The organism is Tardiphaga sp. 839_C3_N1_4 (genome assembly GCF_051811045.1).
Lineage (GTDB): Bacteria > Pseudomonadota > Alphaproteobacteria > Rhizobiales > Xanthobacteraceae > Tardiphaga.
On record NZ_JBPWQD010000001.1, the window covers coordinates 4464547 to 4483914 of the forward strand.

General features: G+C 62.4%; 17 protein-coding genes. 8 read left to right on the forward strand and 9 right to left on the reverse strand.

Going from position 1 to position 19368, the window contains the following annotated elements; genetic code table 11:
- The first annotated feature begins 58 nt into the window (after window positions 1-58).
- Complete coding sequence (locus tag AB8A38_RS21370; RefSeq protein WP_439087311.1) at window positions 59-1600, forward strand: proton-conducting transporter transmembrane domain-containing protein; 1542 nt, start codon at window positions 59-61, stop codon at window positions 1598-1600.
- Window positions 1601-1638: 38 nt separating this feature from the next.
- Here AB8A38_RS21370 and AB8A38_RS21375 read toward each other — a convergent pair whose 3' ends face one another.
- Window positions 1639-2172: a TerB family tellurite resistance protein gene (locus tag AB8A38_RS21375; RefSeq protein ID WP_439087312.1), complete on the reverse strand. Its 534-nt coding sequence runs from the start codon at window positions 2170-2172 to the stop codon at window positions 1639-1641.
- A gap of 398 nt (window positions 2173-2570) precedes the next feature.
- On the opposite strand from AB8A38_RS21375, the gene AB8A38_RS21380 reads away from it, so the two are divergent.
- Window positions 2571-2993, forward strand: a complete 423-nt coding sequence (locus AB8A38_RS21380; protein WP_439088574.1) for a DUF992 domain-containing protein — start codon at window positions 2571-2573, stop codon at window positions 2991-2993.
- A 90-nt stretch (window positions 2994-3083) separates the two neighbouring features.
- Window positions 3084-3464: a PLDc N-terminal domain-containing protein gene (locus AB8A38_RS21385; RefSeq protein ID WP_439087313.1), complete on the forward strand. Its 381-nt coding sequence runs from the start codon at window positions 3084-3086 to the stop codon at window positions 3462-3464.
- A gap of 13 nt (window positions 3465-3477) precedes the next feature.
- Here AB8A38_RS21385 and AB8A38_RS21390 read toward each other — a convergent pair whose 3' ends face one another.
- Together AB8A38_RS21390 and AB8A38_RS21395 are read right to left on the reverse strand one after the other, a co-directional pair.
- A complete protein-coding gene (locus AB8A38_RS21390) occupies window positions 3478-4920 on the reverse strand; it encodes an alpha/beta hydrolase (protein WP_439087314.1) in 1443 nt (480 codons plus the stop codon).
- A 207-nt stretch (window positions 4921-5127) separates the two neighbouring features.
- Window positions 5128-5487, reverse strand: coding sequence for a DUF6894 family protein (locus AB8A38_RS21395; RefSeq protein WP_439087315.1), 360 nt, complete (start codon window positions 5485-5487; stop codon window positions 5128-5130).
- Between the two features lie 462 nt (window positions 5488-5949).
- Here AB8A38_RS21395 and AB8A38_RS21400 point away from each other — a divergent pair, with 462 nt between their 5' ends.
- Window positions 5950-6168, forward strand: a complete 219-nt coding sequence (locus tag AB8A38_RS21400) for a DUF3551 domain-containing protein (RefSeq protein WP_089263548.1) — start codon at window positions 5950-5952, stop codon at window positions 6166-6168.
- Between the two features lie 170 nt (window positions 6169-6338).
- On the opposite strand, the gene AB8A38_RS21405 is transcribed toward AB8A38_RS21400, so the two are convergent.
- Window positions 6339-7985, reverse strand: coding sequence for an amidohydrolase (locus tag AB8A38_RS21405; RefSeq protein WP_439087316.1), 1647 nt, complete (start codon window positions 7983-7985; stop codon window positions 6339-6341).
- A 244-nt stretch (window positions 7986-8229) separates the two neighbouring features.
- On the opposite strand from AB8A38_RS21405, the gene AB8A38_RS21410 reads away from it, so the two are divergent.
- From AB8A38_RS21410 to AB8A38_RS21420, 3 genes are all read left to right on the forward strand, one after another.
- Window positions 8230-8622, forward strand: coding sequence for a nitrile hydratase accessory protein (locus tag AB8A38_RS21410; RefSeq protein WP_315839644.1), 393 nt, complete (start codon window positions 8230-8232; stop codon window positions 8620-8622).
- Window positions 8623-8770: 148 nt separating this feature from the next.
- On the forward strand, window positions 8771-10138 hold the full coding sequence (locus tag AB8A38_RS21415; RefSeq protein WP_439087317.1) for an aspartate aminotransferase family protein: 1368 nt from the start codon (window positions 8771-8773) through the stop codon (window positions 10136-10138).
- A gap of 28 nt (window positions 10139-10166) precedes the next feature.
- Window positions 10167-11750 (forward strand): ABC transporter substrate-binding protein, encoded by a 1584-nt coding sequence (locus AB8A38_RS21420; RefSeq protein WP_439087318.1) that lies wholly within the window; start codon window positions 10167-10169, stop codon window positions 11748-11750.
- A gap of 247 nt (window positions 11751-11997) precedes the next feature.
- Here the strand turns inward: AB8A38_RS21420 and AB8A38_RS21425 are convergent, their stop codons facing one another.
- The 4 genes from AB8A38_RS21425 to AB8A38_RS21440 are packed head-to-tail and all read right to left on the reverse strand — an operon-like array spanning window position 11998 to window position 16695.
- A complete protein-coding gene (locus AB8A38_RS21425; RefSeq protein WP_439088575.1) occupies window positions 11998-13653 on the reverse strand; it encodes an ABC transporter ATP-binding protein in 1656 nt (551 codons plus the stop codon).
- A gap of 7 nt (window positions 13654-13660) precedes the next feature.
- Window positions 13661-14494: an ABC transporter permease gene (locus AB8A38_RS21430; protein ID WP_439087319.1), complete on the reverse strand. Its 834-nt coding sequence runs from the start codon at window positions 14492-14494 to the stop codon at window positions 13661-13663.
- Window positions 14491-15432: an ABC transporter permease gene (locus AB8A38_RS21435; RefSeq protein WP_439088576.1), complete on the reverse strand. Its 942-nt coding sequence runs from the start codon at window positions 15430-15432 to the stop codon at window positions 14491-14493. The genes AB8A38_RS21430 and AB8A38_RS21435 overlap by 4 nt, the downstream gene beginning before the upstream one ends.
- Before the next feature lie 15 nt (window positions 15433-15447).
- A complete protein-coding gene (locus AB8A38_RS21440; RefSeq protein WP_439087320.1) occupies window positions 15448-16695 on the reverse strand; it encodes a serine hydrolase domain-containing protein in 1248 nt (415 codons plus the stop codon).
- Window positions 16696-16830: 135 nt separating this feature from the next.
- On the opposite strand from AB8A38_RS21440, the gene AB8A38_RS21445 reads away from it, so the two are divergent.
- Window positions 16831-17961: a LysR substrate-binding domain-containing protein gene (locus tag AB8A38_RS21445; protein ID WP_439087321.1), complete on the forward strand. Its 1131-nt coding sequence runs from the start codon at window positions 16831-16833 to the stop codon at window positions 17959-17961.
- A gap of 195 nt (window positions 17962-18156) precedes the next feature.
- On the opposite strand, the gene AB8A38_RS21450 is transcribed toward AB8A38_RS21445, so the two are convergent.
- The gene (locus AB8A38_RS21450) at window positions 18157-19368 is read right to left on the reverse strand and encodes a serine hydrolase domain-containing protein (protein ID WP_439088577.1); all 1212 of its coding nucleotides are present in this window, start codon (window positions 19366-19368) and stop codon (window positions 18157-18159) included.

Consider the following 19368-nt stretch of genomic DNA (forward strand, 5'->3'; position numbering starts at 1 on the left):
CTTGCTCTTTCCGCTGGGGATGTTGCTGGCCTGTTTCTCGCCAAGAGCATTGCTGCGAATGCCTTCGTATCTGGCCTTTGCTCCGATCCCTGCATTTGCAGCAGTTCTTTTTGTCGCCGACGATTCTCCGCTTGTCGTTGGCCCGGCCCGTCTGCATTTGACTTTCGCCCTTGATCTACCCGGCGCGCTGCTGCTCGGCGTTGCTGCGCTGCTGTGGATCACGGCCGGGGCCTACGCATCGCCATATCTGCAGGGCAGGCCGAACCGCGGGCGGTTCGCCGTCTGCTGGCTCACCGCACTGACGGGGTGCATCGGCGTATTTCTCGCGGCCGATATGGTGGGCTTCTATTTGTTCCTGGCGATGCTGACGCTCGGCGCCTGCGGCCTCATCATCCAGCATGAAACGGCCGATGCGTGGCGTGCCGGCGCGCTCTATATCGGCCTTGGATTGCTGGCGGAGACATTGTTGCTCATCGCCTTCGTGCTGCTCGCGGCAGATATTCCCGGCAACGGGCTGTTAATCGCTGATGCCGCCGCCGCATTACCGACGTCGCCGCACCGCGACCTGATCATTGGCCTGTTGATCGCAGGCTTTGGCATGAAGGCCGGCCTTGTTCCATTTCACGTCTGGATGCCACGCGCCTATGCGGCAGCGCCGACGCCGGCTGCCACAGTGCTGAGTGGCGCAGCCGTCAAGGCCAGCATCCTTGGAATGATCCGCTTTCTCCCCCTCGATACAGCACTGCCCCATGCAGGGACGTTACTTGCAGCTGCGGGTTTGTTCGCAGCGCTCTACGGTGTGGTCATTGGAATGACGCAACGCAGGCCGAAGGTCGTGTTGGCCTATTCCAGCGTCAGCCAGATGGGATTCATCGTGGCCGTCATTGGCATGGGCATGATTGCCGGAGATGGCCGCGCTGCACTGGCGGCGATCTTCTATTCTGCGAACCACGTTCTGGTCAAAGGCGCGCTGTTTCTTTCCATCGGTGTGATCGCCGCGACCGGTCGCCGATATCTGTGGTCCATGCTTCTTCCTGTGGCGATCATCGCAGTCGGTCTTGGCGGGCTGCCGCTGACCGGCGGTGCGCTGGCAAAAATCGTGGTCGACGGACCGCTCGGAGACGGGGCTGCCAACACGGTTGCAACGCTGTCTGCTGTCGGCACGACGCTGCTTATGCTGCAGTTCGTACGAGGTCTTGTGACGACCATATCAACGGACCGGGAGGCGACAGCGGCGCCGAGCCTGTTCTGGCCATGGCTGTCGACCGCCGTAGCGTCGCTCATCGTACCATGGGCGCTATTCCTCGCGGTCCCCGAAGGAATGTTGCCCAATCCTCTGGCGCCCGAACTGCTATGGAAAGCCCTGTTTCCAGTTTTGCTGGGCGCCATATTGGCGGCCGTGCTGTGGCGCTGGGTGCGACGGCTGCCCCATATTCCCGAGGGAGATATTGTCGTCGTTCTGGACAGGTGCGTGAAGATCGCTCCGGCCTGGGGCAAGGCTATCGAGCAAGCGGAAGGCGTGCTTCGCCAGTGGCATGTCGCGGGCATTTCACTGCTCGCACTAACACTGGCTCTCGGAGCGGCGCTGTTGGCCCAGTGAGCCCAAGATCGGTATCTCCTGGGATGCTCCTGATGGCGTCAGGCTGACACCGTCGCCAAATTCCCTAAGTTAGCGACGACGCGCTGTCGAAGTTCAACGCGCTGCCGGGTCGATACGCCCAGAAGATCTGCGGCTCGCCAGATCAGATTCTCTTCGAATTCGTTGACCCGCTGATCCGCGTAAACGATCTCCCACATCAGTTGAACGATCCGTCGGCGTCCATCGTCATCGAGGAATTCATTGAGCTGCCGGGTAAAGCGGTAAAGATCGACCGCGCTGCGGGCGACCGCATCTGCATCAACGAGCAGCTGAGCCGTAGCCGTGTCATCGAGCCCATCATGCGATCTGAAAATAGCGTGCAATCTGGCGCGCCTGATATCCGATAGCTCGTTATGGACGGTGGCAACGCGGATGAGCAATGCCGCAGTCACGATGAGAAGCTCTCTCTGCTCGACGTGTTTCCGTTGATTGGCGTCTTCGATCGCACGTGAGATGAACGCCTTGATTGATCCAAACATCACCTGACCACTCTCTCCAGGAACGACGATGACTGTGCTCTTGCGGCCCGCCATCCGGGCCTGCGATATCTGGGAAGTTGCAGGAGCGATCGTCTGAACTGGAGATGGCGTTCGTCCATCGGCGCCGCAACTTTCTTACAGAATTTTAAAGTTTTCGGATTCGGCCAAAAGGAAGGCAAAGCAGCCGCACTTGTGGCGCTCTGGTCCCTGCGAATGATCTGGAATCTTCTCCGGGCGCGCGCGTTGCTGCGGGTACCTGAATCCAGGTCATTGTTCCCCGGGCAATCCGGGTACTCATCATGACCTGTTCAGGGTTTTTCCCGATTAACTATTGCGTGCTGACGGCTAGCCTCGTGCGGCAGACGTGAGGCTATTTTGTCGCGGCTTCGAGAGGGAAGCAGATGTTCAGCATTCGCATAATGACGGTGGCGTGCGCATTCCTGATCCCGCAGATGCTATCCACACCGGCTCACGCGCAACAGCTTTTCCGCGTCGGCGGACTGACATGCAGTACCGGTCCGAGGGTTGGGCTGGTTCTGGGCTCACGCCAGGATATGCAATGTGTCTTCCTGTCGAGCGTGGCTGCGCGACAATATAACTACAGAGGCACGATCAGGCGGGTTGGCCTCGATGTCGGTGTAACCCGAGGAGGGACACTGTTCTGGGGCGTCTTTGCGCGAAACAGTAATATCGGCCGCGGCACATTGAGAGGCAGCTATGTCGGGGCAAGCGGAAATGTTGCACTCGGCCTGGGCCTTGGCGCCAACGTCCTCGTCGGCGGATCACGCCGTACGATCACGCTGCAGCCGCTATCAGTCGAGGGCCAGATCGGACTGAATCTGGCACTGGGCATTTCCAATCTCGTTCTTCGATAGTTCGCATTTAGCGTCGGCTATCGCCGGTGCCGGAATTGAGGCTCTCGGGACGCAAGTGATCACGAGCAAATTTCGGAGTGGAGACCGATCATGCTGTTTCAGGGTGGCTTCACGTTCGCCAATTTCGTGGCCGATGTGTTCGCAGTGTTCATGTTTGTCCTGTGGTTCTGGCTCTTTATCGTTGTTACCGGCGATTTGTTTCGCCGCCATGACGTGTCCGGTATTGGCAAGGTCTGCTGGGTGATCCTGCTCATTGTCCTGCCCTACATCGGCATCTTCGCTTACCTGCTGGTGCACGGCCGCAGTATGGCCGAGAGAAATGCAGAGCGCGCCAAGGAGGCTCGCGACGACCTGCGCCGGGTGGTGGGATTCAGTGTTGCCGATGAAATCGAGAAACTCGATCGCCTGAAATCGGCGGGATCTATTACAGAGGCAGAATATACGCGCCTCAGAGCCAGTCTGGTCCAATAGGCTCGATATCGCTTTACCGGGTCGGTTGGGCGGTCTTCGCGGGGGCGACAATGCTCTCACCGATCCGGCCGACCATATAGGGGAAGAACGGGTTTGATGATGCTCGCATCAGCGAGTCGAGGCTGGCGATCAGCACGTTGCGTTCCCCGCGCGGCGCCAGGGTGCCGAGGTTCTCGCCGAAATCCTCGGACTTGTCCGGCTCCGCCCCATAGAGGGAATCGCTGACCGGAAATGGCAGCGCCACATGCGACAGCGAATAGAAGCCCCGTGGATAGCTCAGGCCGAGCGGGCGGGAATGTTCGGCGACGGTGCCGGCCTCGGTCACACGCTCGATCACGTCGTCATTATTGTCACCGGAATTGGTAATGACGGCGAGGCGGTAGCGCCGCGGACCGGCGGGTACAATGCGTGCCAGCGCGGTGTCGGTGCTGGTGCGGAGCAGCGGGCCAAATCGGGCGGTGCGGTTGACGTCGAACAGGACGAGTTCGCTCCCATTGGCCGGCAGATGGGCATAGAGGTCGGAGACGATGGCCCGCGTGCTGACAGTGAAATCCATCAGTGACTGGAATGTCAGGATGGGTGGAAACCGGTCCAGTTTGCCTTCATTCGCATAGCGCGCGAGCCTCCCTTGCAGAGCCCTGGTCAGAAGATGCGATTGACGCGCGCCGTTCACCGGGAATGAATTGTACTTGAAGGGGTTGAACTCCGGAACGACGTCGAGCCAGGCGGCCTTGGCGAAGGCGGGCAGAATGGCCGGAAATCCCGCGAGGCCGGCAAAGCGTGCAAAACTGGTGATGCCGACCATCGGCGAAATCAGTATCAGGCGGTCGGGTCGGGACAGTTTTTCGTCGTCGATGGCATCCAGCGCATACATGATGGCCAGTGCACCGCCATTGGAAAATCCCACCAGATGCAGCGGCACAGGCGAATCCATGCGCTTCTTGACTTCCCGCACTGCGAGCCGCGTTGCAGCCAACCAATCTTCCCATTCGACGTCGGTCAGCGCGGCCGGAACCGTGCCATGTGCCGGCAGCCTTGGGACAATCGCCAGGAAGCCTTGGTCGCGGTAGAAGCGCGCAATATGGCGCTGGCTGTAGGGGGAATCCGTCAGGCCATGAAGAAGCACGACCGCCCCGATCGGCTTCCCCTTCGGCTCCAGCACAAAGGAGCGGTTGAAATCCTGCACGAAATGCGGGGGATAGACCGGGCTGCCTTCGAAATACCGATTGGGTGGCACACGTTCTGTCGCATCGAGCTTCTGCGATACCTCGCGCTGGACTTCGTCGAAAAGCACCGCCTCAGCCGCCATATATTGCGCCCAGTCGGCAGTATCCAGCTTGCTCGCATGAAGCTCATGCGGAACGTAGGTATGCCATGTCTCGAGTGGCAGTCCGCGCTGCGAATCGTAGATGCGCACAGCGAAGATCGTCATCAGCGCGATGCCGAAAAACGCCATCAGGATCTTTGCAAATCTGAAGATTCTGGCCCGCACGACCGAACCTCGTAAATGACGACGTGGTGCAGGATAGCCCGGAAAATTTGAAGCGCGACGGGAGATATAAGGGAAAGCACCTGAGCGGGTATCGGGCTTTACCCTGATACTCGGCAACTTCTTCGACGATGTCCCGATCCGCGCATACGACGGCAGCCATATGCGAAGCCGTCAGTGGGCCCGGCATCTGAAAATGCGGTTGCCGTTCTCGTCGAGAACAAACACCAGATGGGACCTGCACAGCGCGCCGGCCTTGCTCAATTCCGTCGCAAGGGCCTGCGCCTGCGTGATCGCAAGCTTCGGATTTGAAAGGCGGCTTCCGACCTCATCGGGAAAAACTTTCGGCCCGTCCAGAATATGGAAAAAGTATCGCATCGCGCTCCAATAATTCGGAAGAGCGGCGTGTCCCAGTGAATAATTAGTAAGGCGCTGACACATGCGGTGGCGCGTGACGCACGCCGGCCAAGGGTTTTTCCCGATGGCTATGGCTCTGCAAGTGCATTTCAAATCGGGGCAGGTGAGGGGGCTCATTTGTCAGGGAGTTACGCATGCGCCGGATCTCAACCTTGCTCGTTCTACTCACGCTGTCTGCAGTGGTTCCGCTGGCGGATGCGCTTGCCCAAAGCGCAGCAGGACGCGGCGCGGTATCCGGCGCCATCATTGGCGGCGCCGTCGGCGGGCGGCGCGGTGCGGCCATCGGTGCTGCCACCGGAGCAGCGGTGGGGAGTCACAGGCGGCATTGGCATAACCGATATTACTGGCGCCATGGTCGTTGCTGGGTCCGCACATCGCACGGAAGATCCCATCCGGTATCGCATCGCTATTGCAGGTGAGCGATACGATTGCACCGTTGCGCCTGCAATAGCCATTCCAGCGCATCACGATCTTTCGCTGTGATCGCAAGGGTGATTCCGCGGCTCGGATCAGGTCAACACCCGATATCGTGATGCAATCGCGTCATCCATTATTTCGACGATTGAAAAGGAGGATGCGATGCAGAACCTGAAGAAGCGTTTTTTATTGTCCCTGCTTGTTTCCACGATCGTAGCGAGCGCGAGCATGGTATTCGTCACCACGCAGAGCGAGGCCAAGGGAAGGGCGTGGTGCGCCAAATCACAGTCGCGCGGCACCGATTGTAGTTATGACACGATCGATCAATGCCGTGCCGCGGTCAGCGGAACAGGTGCCTCCTGTCGCAAGCGCGTCCGTTAAGGCACTGTGTCGTTTTTGAATCGGCAGCCGTCGCCACGTCATCTGGCGACGGTACCTTTATGCACAGACGAAGCGCGGCCTTGTGGCAAGGGCCTTCGTCAAACAGACCTTTGCTCTGATGTAACTGAGCAGCGGGCATAGACCGCGTGTCTCAGCATCTCGCGCTCTCTTTATTCCGCCGCGACTGCGACCTGCCCCAGCCTGTCGAATACGACGTCGCCACCCAGAATGGTGAGGTCGCAGCGGGTGTCTTTCTCGACTTCCTCAGGCGCGCAAGTGAAGACGTCGTGGCTGAGCACGGCGATATCCGCGAGCTGGCCCGGCACCAGACGGCCCATGCGCTCTTCAGCGAATTGCGTATAGGCGCCGAAATAGGTGTAGGCGTGGATCGCTTCCGCCATCGACAGCTTCTGTCCTTCGCCAAGTACCGTATGGCGGTTGGACATGCGCGTCGTCATCGTAAACAGGTTCTTGAACGGATCGGTGGTGGAGACCGGTGCGTCCGAGCTTGCTGCCGGATGCAGGCCGGCGTCGAACCATTTGCGCATGGGATAGGCAACATCGGTACGCGCCTGGCCGAGATTGGTGATGTAGAGATCGCCGAATTCATACATGAAGACCGGCTGCGGGACCGGGTCGATGCCCGCGGCGGCCATGCGTGCGATCTGGCTGTCGCTCAGGAAGCCGCAATGCTCGATGCGATGGCGCCGGCCGAGGATCGGGTTCTCCGTCGTACCCGCTTTCTCGATGCCTGACAGCACCTGCTCGATGGCGGCATCGCCGATGGCGTGGATCGCGAGCTGGTAGCCGAGGCCATGATAATGCGCGAGATAGTCGTGCATTTCCTTGTCGGTGTAGCAGAAGATGCCGCGGTTATCGGGATCGCCCACGAGATAGGGCTCCGACATCGCAGCGGTGAGGCCGCCCGCGCTGCCGTCACCGAACACTTTCATCGCGCCATAGCGCAGCATGCCGACCTCGCGGCCGAAACGATAACCTGCAGCATGTGCCTGATCGCCGATGCCGTCGGTGTTGCCGTAGATACAGACCCAGGTGCGGATCGGCAGCGTGTTCGATTTGGCCAGATGCTCATAGGCATCGATCTCATCCATGCCTGCGGCCATGCCGACCGCGGCGTCCATCACGCTGGTGAAGCCTTGCTCGAGCATGAACCGGCTGGCGCGGTCGATCGCGTCGCGCAGGCGTTCGGCGCTTGGCTTCGGCGCGGCGTCGACGATCAGGCGCAGCGCGCGTTCGGCGAGCAGGCCGGTGAGCTTGTTGTCGCGGCGCTCGATCATGCCGCCATCGGGCTGCGGCGTGTTGTGGCCGATGCCGGCCGCGCGCATCGCCTGCGTGTTGATCACGGCGACATGGCCGCAGGTGCGCTTGAGATAGACCGGATTGTTTGGCGCAACCTGATCGAGCTCTTCGGCGGTGGGGTGTCGCTTTTCCGCGAGCTCGTAGTGGTCATAGCCGCGGCCATTGATCCATTCGCCGGGCTTGGCCGTCTTGGCCTTTTCGGCGACGCGGCGCAGGATTTCGCCGATGCTGTTGGCGCCGGTTTCCGGCCGCAGATTGATCTCGGTCATGGTCAGGCCGAGCGGCAGCAGATGCATATGCGCATCGTTCAGGCCCGGGATGGCGGTGCGACCGGCGAGTTCGATGATGCGGGTCTCAGGGCCGGCAAGTTCGGCGATCTTTTCAGCCGAACCGGTGGCCAGCACGCGTCCCGATGCGATCGCGATGGCTTCGACAAAGCCCTCGTTGAGACCACAGAACACGCGTCCTCCGGTCAGGATGAGGCTTGGCTTTTCCATCTTAAGTCTACCTTTTATTCACGGGATCGAGTGCAGCGACGGGTACGCCAAAATTATTCAGCGGAGCAAGATCGCAGATTGTGCAGTGTGAGCCTGCAGACGGGGCAACGTGCCGCATACCGCGCTTTATGTTGGAGTTTTTCTCGCAGGTCAGGAATTAGACACCAGCCATGCGCGTCACGCAGCGACATTTGCGCGAGGCGCGCGTCGGTGTAGGATTCGCCTGATGTCTGGAGCCGGTGTGATGACGACCAATACTCAAGCTGCAACGCGTGCGACGGCCGAAATCCCGAGCATCCCCTGTGACGCCGAGGGACCGGTGTTTCGCGAGCCGTGGGAGGCTCAGGCCTTCGCTATGGCCGTGACGCTGCATGAGCGCGGCGTGTTCACCTGGACGGAATGGGCTGCTGCGCTGGCCGCCGAGATCAAGCGCGCCCAGGCGGACGGCGATGCCGACACCGGCGAGACCTATTACCGGCACTGGCTGGCGACGCTGGAAAATCTGATCGCCGAGAAGGGCGTGACGACGGCGGATGCGCTGCATCGCTATCGCGATGCCTGGGACCACGCCGCCGATCGCACGCCGCATGGCCAGCCGATCGAACTGACCCCGGCGGATTTCGCGCATCACACCTAGCGGCTTGCTCCGCGCATTGGGCGGCCACGGTGCGCGCTGCGCACCACCGGCCCCCTGTTTGGCATCTCCCGCAATCGTCCGGGCAATTCGATGATCCCTTCGTTGACGCTGGCCCTGTCGTGGCTGCCTGGCGTCGTCGGAGAAAAAGATGCTCGATACAACAAGAACAACCGGCGATTTGCAGGCGCTCGACGGCGCGCATCACGTCCATTCCTTCACCGATCCCGCCGTGATCGCCAGCGGCAAGACCCGTGTGGTCGTGCGCGGCGAGGGCTGCCAGATCTGGGACAGCGACGGGCGCAGATTCCTGGACGGCATGGCCGGGTTGTGGTGCGTCAATGTCGGCTATGGCCGGCAGGAACTGGTCGATGCCGCCACACGGCAGATGGCGGAGCTGCCCTTCTACAGCAACCATTTCCAGTCGACGACGCCGGCGATGACGGAGCTCGCACACAGGCTCTCTCAGCTCACGCCGGAGGGCCTCGACCATTTCCTGTTCACCTCGTCCGGCTCCGAGGCCAACGACACCATCGTCCGCATGGTGCGCTATTTCTGGAAGCTGCGGGGCAAGCCGGCCAAGCGCACCTTCATCAGCCGTACCATGGCCTATCACGGCAGTACGCTGGCAGCCGTGAGCCTGTGCGGAATGCCGCATATGCATGCCATGGACGGCGGCACGCTGCCCGGCTTCGCGCATATCCAGCATCCGCACTGGTACATGTTCGGCGGCGAGCTGACCAAGGAGGAATTCGGACTGCAGGCCGCGCAGGCGCTCGAGCACAAGATTCTCGAACTCGGACCTGACAACGTTGCGGCCTTTATCGGCGAGCCCGTGCAGGGCGCTGGCGGGGTGATCGATCCGCCGTCAACCTACTGGCCGGAAATTCAGCGCATCTGCCGCAAATACGACGTGTTGCTGATTGCGGATGAAGTGATCTGCGGTTTCGGCCGCACCGGCGAATGGTTCGGTGCGCAGACTTATGGCATCACGCCGGACGTGATGACGCTGGCCAAGGGTCTGTCCTCGGGCTATCTGCCGATCGCCGCGGTGGCGATGAACAAGCGGGTGTTCGAGACCATCGGCGCCGGCGGGTTGCTCGCTCACGGCTATACCTATTCGGGCCATCCCGTCGCCTGCGCGGTGGCACTCGCCAATATCGACATCATTGAACGCGAAGGCCTGGTCGACCGCGTTCGTAACGACATCGGCCCCTATCTGCATCAGGCGCTGGCGCAGTTCGAACAGCATCCGGTGGTCGGCGAGGTACGCGGCGTAGGCACGCTGGCGGCGCTGCAACTGGTCAAGGACAAGGACACCCGCGAGATCTTCACGGTCGAGGACGGCGCCGGCATCTTCTGCCGCGAAGCCGCCTACAATCAGGGCTTGATCGTCCGCGCCGTCGGCCAGTCCATCGTGCTCAGCCCATCGCTGGTTATCACCCATGCCGAGATCGACGAACTCGTCGACAAGCTCAGGCGCGCGCTCGACGAGACGGCCCGGCATTTCGGATTATGAATATTGGCAACGTGATTTGGAGAACCGCATGAGGATGAGATCTGTCTTCGCCACCGTCCTGGCCGCGATTGCCGCGGGCGTCGTCTTCGCCGGCATGGCACGTGCGGAGGAGCCGATCCGCGGCGGCACGATGCGGATCGTGATGACGGCGGATATCCGCACGCTCGACGCCTCGCGCAGCGACAATCTCACCGATCACGTCCTCAATCACATCTACGAACAGCTTGTCGCGCACAGGAACGACATGACCATCGGCCCCGCCGCAGCCGAGAGCTGGGACGTGTCGCCGGACGGCAAGACCTACAGCTTCAAGCTCCGCGACGGCATAGTCTATCACAACGGCGACAAGGTGAAGGCCGCCGACGTCAAGTGGCTGTGGGACCGCCGCATGGCGGCCCCGAAGTCCGGTGCGCCATGGGTCTGTGCCGCAAGCTTCGACGGTTCGCGCGGCATGAAGGTCGAGTCGGTGGAAGCACCGGACGACGGAACGGTAGTCTTCACCCTCGACAAGCCGAACACGCTGTTCCTGGTGCGGCTCGCCGACATCGTCTGCAATTTCTGGATTGCCAGCCCGAAGAATGTCGACGCCGAGGGCAATTGGATTGCAGGATCGGCGATCGGTTCAGGCTCGTTCAAGCTGAAGGAATGGCGCAAGGAGCAATATGTCTCGCTGGAGCGCTTCGCGGACTATGTCGCGTCGAAGCAGAAGCGCGACGGCTTCGGCGGCGACCGCACCAGCTATTTCGACGAGGTTCGCTTCGTCGTCATCCCCGACAAGACCGCGGCGGAAACCGCGCTGCTCGCCGGCCAGGTCGACATCGTCACCTATCTTCAGGTTTCGCGCATCGAGGAAATGAGAAAGCGCGGCGCCGTCGTAAAGACCGCGCCGGGCCTGTCACTGTCGGCGATCCTGATCCAGACCACCGACCCCTTGATGTCGAACGTCAAGATCCGCCGCGCTTTGGCGCATGCGATCGACTTCAAGGAAATGGCGGAGACCAAGCTGATGGGTCTTACCGAGTTCAATCCGTCGGGTGTTGCGGAATCCTCGGCCTATTTCGAAAAGTCGTTCCAGGCCTGGCCGAAATACGATCCTGAAGCCGCGAAAAAGCTCTTGAAGGAAGCCGGCTACAAGGGCGAGCCGATCAAGATGCAGACCAACAAGCGCTATATCGGCATGTATGAGAATGCCGTTGTGGTGCAGGCCATGCTCAACGCCGCCGGCTTCAACGTGCAGCTCGACGTGATCGACTGGGCGGCGCAGCTCGAGAACTGGATGAGCGGCAAGTTCCAGCTGCAGTCCTTCGGCTATTCGTCGCGCGCCGACCCGATGCTGATGTATGGCACCATCATCGGCAACAAGGCCAAGGCGCCGACGTCGCAATGGGACGATGCGGAGGCGCAGGCGCTGTATCTCAAGGCGCTAAACGCGACGGGTTTCGAGGAGCGCAAGGCCATCCTCAGGCAGCTTCATGCCAAAATGGAAGAGGAAGTGCCGATCCTCGGCCTTTACTACTATCCCGTGATCGAGGCGGTCTCGCCGAAGCTCGTGAACTACGAGTCGTGGCCGCTCGAAAAACCGCGCGCCTGGGGTGTGTGGAAGAAGCCGTAACTGCCCGCAGCGTTACGGCAGACTTGAAGACCCGGGGCCGGCGATGGCCTCGGGTTTTTTCGTACTCCCCCTCATGGTGAGGAGCGCGCTTTTGCGCGCGTCTCGAACCATGATTGCCGCACTCCGGAGCTCGCGGCCATCCTTCGAGACGCGGTCGAAGGCGACCGCTCCTCAGGATGAGGGCGGAGTGACCGGCAAAGATAGGTACGCTGTTCAAGCCCGCGTATGAAAGCCTGAGTGTATGGCGCTAGACCGCCGTCTCCGCCGCCACCCCCGCGCCATCAAACTTCCGGTCTAGCAGCATCGCCGCATTCAGCAGCCGCTTTGTGTAATCATGCTGCGGCCGGTCGAAGATGTCGTCCCGGCTCCCGACTTCGACGATCTTGCCGTTCTGCATGACGGCGACACGGTCGGCGACCTGCTCGACAGCACCGAGATCATGCGAGACGAACAGACACGCAAAACCATAGCGCTCCTGCAACTCGCGGATCAGTTTCAGGATCTGCTTCTGCACGGTCATGTCGAGCGCCGACACCGGCTCGTCGGCGACCACGAAGGCCGGGCGCCGTGCGATGGCGCGTGCGATGGCGACGCGCTGGCGCTGGCCACCGGACAATTGATGCGGCAGCCTGCGCAGGAAGTCTTGGGACAGACCGACCTCATCGAGCACCTCACGCACGCGGGCATCACGCGCCTTGCCGTCCATCGTAGTGTCAAGCCGCAAAGGCTCGCCGACGATATCGCCGATGCGTTGGCGCGGATCGAGCGAGGAATACGGATCCTGGAAGATGATCTGCATTTCCTCGCGCTGCAGCCGCGCCGCGCGGCCGCGCCAGGTCATGATCTGGCCGCCGCGGAAGGCGATGCTGCCGGAGGTCGGCGTGATCAGGCCGACGGTGGCGCGGCCGAGCGTGGTCTTGCCAGAGCCAGAGCCGCCGACCAGCGCCAGCGTCTCGCCTTCGCCGATGGTAAGATCGACGCCGTCGACGGCGCGCTTGGCCTCGGTACGGCCGAACAAGCGTGCGCGGCCGGGATAGTCGATCACCACGTCGCGCAGTTCGACCAGCGGCTTGGCGGTCCGCGCGCTGCGCAATCCGCCGGCGCTTCGCCGCGGCAGCGCATCGACGAGACGCTGCGTATATTCATGTTGCGGCGACGAGAGCACCTCATAGCTGCGGCCCTGTTCGACGATCCGGCCTTTCAGCATCACGGCGACGTCGCGCACGTAATGCGAGACCATGCCGAGGTCGTGGCTGATCAGCAGCACCGCGGTGCCGTTTTCCTGCGTCAGTTCCACCATCAGATCGAGCACGTCGCGCTGCACCAGCGTATCGAGCGCTGTGGTCGGTTCATCCGCGATCAGCAGGTCCGGCTTCAGCAGCATCACCGATGCCAGCATGATGCGCTGGCGCATGCCGCCGGAGAATTCATGCGGATAGGCATCGAGGCAGTGTGTGGGGTTGGGAATGCTGACACGCGCCAGCATCGCAAGGCAGCGATCGCGGATCTCACCGCGCGACAGCCGGCGGTGATGCAGTTTGAGCCCTTCCGCCATCTGCCGGCCGATGGTCATCGACGGATTGAGCGACACCATCGGCTCCTGGAACACCATGCCGATATGCGCGCCGCGGATCTTGCGCAGCGCTGGCGGTGCGATGCCGACAAGTTCAGTGTGGCGGAACCTGATGCTGCTGCCGGGGGCGGCGATCAGCGGCGTCGGCAGCAGGCCGAGCACGGCGCGCGCGGCCATGGTCTTGCCGGATCCGCTTTCGCCGACCAGCGCCAGCATGCTGCCGGGCATGATGGAGAAGTTGGCATCGTCGACGAGCCTGTTGCCGCCGGGGCCGACGGTCACGGTCAGATGCTCGGTTGCGATCACGGGCTGCGATGGATCGGGTGTCATCATCGCATCACGCCTGCATCTTCGGGTCGAGCCAGTCGCGCAGCGCATCGCCCAGCATGTTGATACCGAGCAGTGTCAGCGAGATGCACAGACCGGGCAGGATCAGCAGATACGGCGCCTGGGTGATGAACGGCCGGCCCGAGGCCAGCATGTTGCCCCAGCTCGGCGCCGGCGGCGGCACGCCGAGGCCGAGGAAGCTCAGCGCGCTCTCCGACAGGATCACCCAGCCGAACATCGTCGTCGCCAGCACGGTGATCGGTGCCATGCAGTTCGGCAGCACATGGCGCACCATGGTCACGAGTTCCGAATTGCCCATCACCCGCGATGCTTCGATATATTCGCGTTCGCGTACCGACAGCACGCTGGCGCGTGCAACGCGCACCACGGCGGGCATATAAGCAACGCTGAGTGCCAGGATCAGCGCCTCGCGGCTGGCGCCGGAGATCGCCATGATAAACAGCGCCAGCAGCAGGCCGGGAAAGGCCAGCAGCGAGTCGTTCAGGATCATGAGTATCCTGTCAGTCCAGCCGCGCAGGAAACCCGCGACGATGCCGAACAAGAGGCCGAGCGAGACGGCGATGGCAACGGTCGCAAGCGCGATCCAGCCGGTGGTGCGTGCGCCATAGATCAAGCGGCTCAGCACGTCACGGCCGAATTCGTCGGCGCCGAACAGATGCGATGCGGAAGGTGCTTTCAGCGCGGCGCGCAGGTTGAGCTTGAGCGGATCATAGGGCGCCAGCATGGGGCCGAAGATCGCGAGCAAGGCCAGCAGCAGGACGAGGCCGCCGCCGATCAGGAGATTGGCGCGGCCGCGCGCGAGGCGGGGGAAATAGCGCGTCATTGGGCGATCTTCGGGTCGAACAGCGGATACAGCATGTCGACGACCAGATTGACGATGACATAGATGACGCTGATGAACAGGATGCAGCCCTGCACCACCGGATAGTCGCGGGCATAGATCGCCTCGACCAGCAGGCGGCCGAGGCCGGGAATGGTGAACACCGTCTCGGTGATGGCGATGCCGCCGAGCAAACCGCCGAGGATCAGGCCGATCAATGTCCAGGTCGGCGCAAATGCATTACGAAACGCGTGGCGCCACATCACCTCGGATTCGGACAGGCCCTTGGCGCGGGCATGGGTAATATATTCGAGCCGGGAGACCTCGATGGTGGAGGCGCGCGCCATGCGCACGATCGGGCCGAGTTCGACCATGATCAGCGTCAGCACCGGCATGAAGATGAACAGCACGCCCTGACGGAAATTCTCGCTCAGCGATACGTAGCCGATCACCGGAAACCATTCGAGCCACATGCCGAATACCAGAAGGATCATCAGGCCAAGCCAGAAGCTCGGGATCGACAACAAGAGCGTCGAGAGTGCCACGGTGCCGTAATCGGCGAAGCTGCCTTGTTTCCATGCCGCGAACATGCCGGCTGGCACCGCGATGAGCGCGGCAAACATCACGGCTGTGACGACGATGGTTGCGGAGACAGCGAAGCGGTCCAGCATCAGCGGCAGCACGTGTTCACCTGACGAGATCGACTTGCCGAAGTCACCCGAGAAGATGTGGCTGAGCCAGGTCAGATATTGCGACGGCAGCGCGCCGGAGAGACCCATTTCCCGGCGCAGTGCCTCGACCTGTTCGGGGGTGGCGAGATCGCCGAGCATCACGGAAGCAGGATCGCCGGGGATCAGCCGCATCGCGAAGAAGATCGCCGCCGATACGATGATCAGTGTCGGCACCGCCTGCAGCAGACGTCCGAGCAGGAAGCGGCCCATCACGCTGCCTTTCGGTTATCGTGTGAGCGCATCGCGGATCGCATGTGTGGCGGCGACGGCCTCGCGGGCGCGCGGCACGCTGGTGACGTCGGGCCAGGTCGAGAGCTTGACGAAGGCGAATTCGGATTCGGGATCGATATAGATGAGCTGCCCGAAGATGCCGCGCGCCAGCATGGCGCGGCCTTTGGGATCCTCGATCCACCATTTGTTGTGATAGGCGCCCTCCGGCAGCGTCTCGCGGAAGAAGCCCTGGAAAATCTCTGTGTTGCCGTTGTTGCGGGTCTCGTCGATCCACGCTTTTGGAATGACCTGACGATCGCCGGACCGTCCGCCATTGATGATCATCTGCGCGAAGCGGCCATAATCGCGCAGGCTTGCGCAGAAGCCGCCATCGGCCAGCGCGAAGCCGCCGTGATCGACGGTGAAATAGCCGTCTTCCTGCGCGCCCATCGGCGCCCATAATTCGCGGCTGACGAGTTCGGACAACGAAGTTGCGGTGGCGCGCTCCAGGATGAAGCCGAGCACGTCGGTCTCGATGGAGCGATACTGGAACAGCGATCCGTGCGGGCGGTCCTGTTCGGTCAGCGTCAGGATCAGCTCCCACATGGTGCGCGGGTAGTCCGGCTGGTCGTTGACGCGCCAGCCGCAGGCATAGCCGAGCTTCACCATATGCGAGCCGGGCGTGGTGTAGGATTCGTCGAACACCACGCCGGTGGTCATGTCGAGCACATGCTGCACACTCGCGCCGCTATAGGCGGTGCGCGACAGTTCCGGCAGATAGTGCGTCACCGGCGCCTTGGGATCGAGCACGCCGCGGTCGGTGAGAATGCCGGCCACCATGCCGACCATCGATTTGGCCATCGACATCGACAGGTGTTGGCTGTGCGGCTTCATATCGTTGAAGTAGCGTTCATAGACGATGGCGCCGCGATGCAGCACCAGCATGCCGTCGGTGGCGTTGTCCGCCAGAAAGCGCGCGAAACCCAGCTCGCGGCCGTCAAAGCTGAAAGCAACCGTATCGAGCGCCTGCAAATTCTCGCGCATTGGCATCACCGGGCCGGGGCCGCGCCAGACCTGTGCGGTCGGCGTCATCTCGCGGATGTGCTGGAAGGTCCAGCGATGCATCGGCGCGCGACTCCAGCCGGTGCGCGGCAGCAGGGGGCCGCCGGGATTGAGCGGGTCGCGGTAGCGTGGCCGTTGAAACAGATCGGTCAGTGTCGTGATCCCCATGCCGCGGCTGCCGCGCAGCGCGCGATCAGCCATCGTTAGACCTCACGAGGGTAACGCCATCAAGATGACCCGGAAGATGCCAATGAGGGGCATGGTGGTGCACCGGGCGCACCGTGCTAGGCTGCCATCTTGCCGCAGCCCTGCCGACTTGCCTCTGTGCACACCGGCATGTCTCTTGCTTCGCTGAATGCTTGTCTCTACGGGACGATCCGCTTGGCGGTCGTGCCGCCAACCGAATGTGGATGGATGATGAAGCCGGTCTCCAGTCCAGGCCCCAATCCTGTCGTGATGGACGATTCCGGAGCCGCGCCGGCCCCGGCGCTGAACCCGCCGTCGCGCAAGTCGATCCCGCCTTTCGAGGCGCTGCGTGCCTTCGATGCGGTGGCGCGACTCGGCGGCGTGCGCCGCGCGGCGCAGAGCCTCGGGCGCGACCATGCGGTGATCAGCCGGCATCTGCGTACGCTGGAATCATGGACCGGCACCAAGCTGATCGACCGGACCTCGTCGAGCATTTCGTTGACCGACGACGGCGTGCGCTATCACCGGCATATTGCGGCGGCGATGGATGCCATTGCCGATGCCACCATCGACCTGATGCGGCGCGGCGACAATCATCGCCTGCTGATCTGGTGCGCGCCGGGCTTCGCGCTGCACTGGATGTCGCGCAAGATCGGATTGTTCGAGAAGGCCAATCGCGACGTCGAGATTGAGCTACGCCCCACCGATCGCCGGCCGGATTTCGCCTCGCACGAGACGGATATCGATATCCGCTTCGAGTCGGTCTATGGCAATCCGCTGCAGCTCGCCCCCGGCTTGCGCTGCATCGAGGCGGCGCGGGTGCCGATCGTCGCGGTGGCCAGCCCGGCCTACCTGGCCTCGATGCCGGCGATCGAGACGCCGCGCGATCTGCTCAGCCAGCGCCTGCTGCATGAAGAGGATTTCGACAGCTGGGCGCACTGGCTGGCGGCGCACGGCATCTATGACGAACTCGACCTCGGCGGTCCTCGCCTGTGGCAGGGCCACATGACGCTGGATGCTGCGGTCCACGGCCGCGGCGTGGCGCTGTCCAACCATATGGTGGTTGCGCATGAGCTGGAATCTGGCCGCCTCGTCGAGATCGGAAAAGGCAATGCGAGCTTTCAGCCTTATTCGGACGGCATCTATTACTTCATCACCCGCGCCGACCGCTGGGATGCGCCACTGATCCGCCGCTATCGCAACTGGCTGATCGAGGCCATCGCGCAAGACTGGCCCGAACTGAGCGTCGCGGCACAGGCGAAGCGGAGCAAAGTGGGGTAGTTCTTCCCTCGCCCCGCACGGCGAAGCGAAGCTTCGCTAGGCGGGGAGAGGGTGGCGTCGCGAAGCGACGACGGGTGAGGGGAGTCTCCATCGACTCCGAGCAAATGGTGAGTCCCCCTCACCCGACTTTCACGCGCTGCGCGCGTTCCAGTCGACCTCTCCCCGCTTGCGGGGAGAGGTTAAGAAGCCAGCCGCTCACTTCAGCGCCTTCACCACCGCATTGAAGAAATCATTGTCCAGAATCGGCGCGTTCAGCGTCGTCGGCTTCGACCGCGCGCTCAGCACCACGCAGATCACGCGCTGTTTTGGATTGATGTACAGCATCTGGCCGAAAATGCCGCGCGCGACGAAGGCGCCGTCATCGAGCGTGCCGTCGGGCGCCGGCACGATCCACCACATATAGCCGTAATCGACGCGCTGGCCGTTGATCTGTCTGGATGCTCCGGCCTCGCGGACCCAGCCTTCCGGCAGCACGCGGGTGCCATCGATCACGCCGTCATCGAGAATGAACCGGCCGAACCGGGCATAGTCGCGCAGGGTGGCAAACATCCCGCTGCCGGCGACTTCCAGCCCGCCGGGCGCTTCCAGCCACCAGGCGCCATCGGCCTCCATGCCGAGTCTGGACCAGATCTTCTCCGAGAGATAATCGCTCAGCCATTTGCCGGTGGCGGCTTTCACCAGCGCGCCGACCACATGGGTATCGCCAGTCGAATAGGTCCATTGCGTGCCGGGCGCCGCGGCGCGCGGGCGCTCAGCCATGTAACGCATGACGGCACCGGGCTCCTGCCCGACCTGCAATGCGAGCATCTTGCGGCGCTCGGAATTCGCATCGGTCTGGTCGTCGCTCCAGCGCAGGCCCGACGTCATCTGCATCAGCGTCTTCACGCTGACGCCCTCGAAGGCGGTGCCGGAGAATTCGGGAAGATACCTGGTCAGCGGGTCGTCGACGCTCTGGATATAGCCGTCCTGGATGGCGGCGCCCACCAGCGTGGTGCTGAAGGATTTCGCCATCGACATCGATAGCCAGCGCGTGGCGGCATTGATGCCGAGGTCATAATGTTCGAGCAGGACCTCGTCATTCTTCATCACCAGAAGTCCGGCGACACGGTTGCGCGAGACATAGTCGTAGATGTCGAAGGTGCCGGCGGTGGAGACGATCGGAAAGTCCGGCAGTGTGCGCTTGCCGTAAGTCAGCGGCCGCACCGGTGCGCCAGCCTTGATGGTGCGCGTCGCGAAATTCATCTCGGGCGTGACGAAGGTCCGCAGATGATCGATGGGCATCGATCGGCCGGCATAGGAATTGATGATCGCGTCGGTTGCGGTCTGGTTTGCGGTCTTGGGGCTCGTCGCGGAAGCTTGACGAATGGTGCTGTTGGCTTCGCCTGCACCCGGCGCCACATCTGTCAC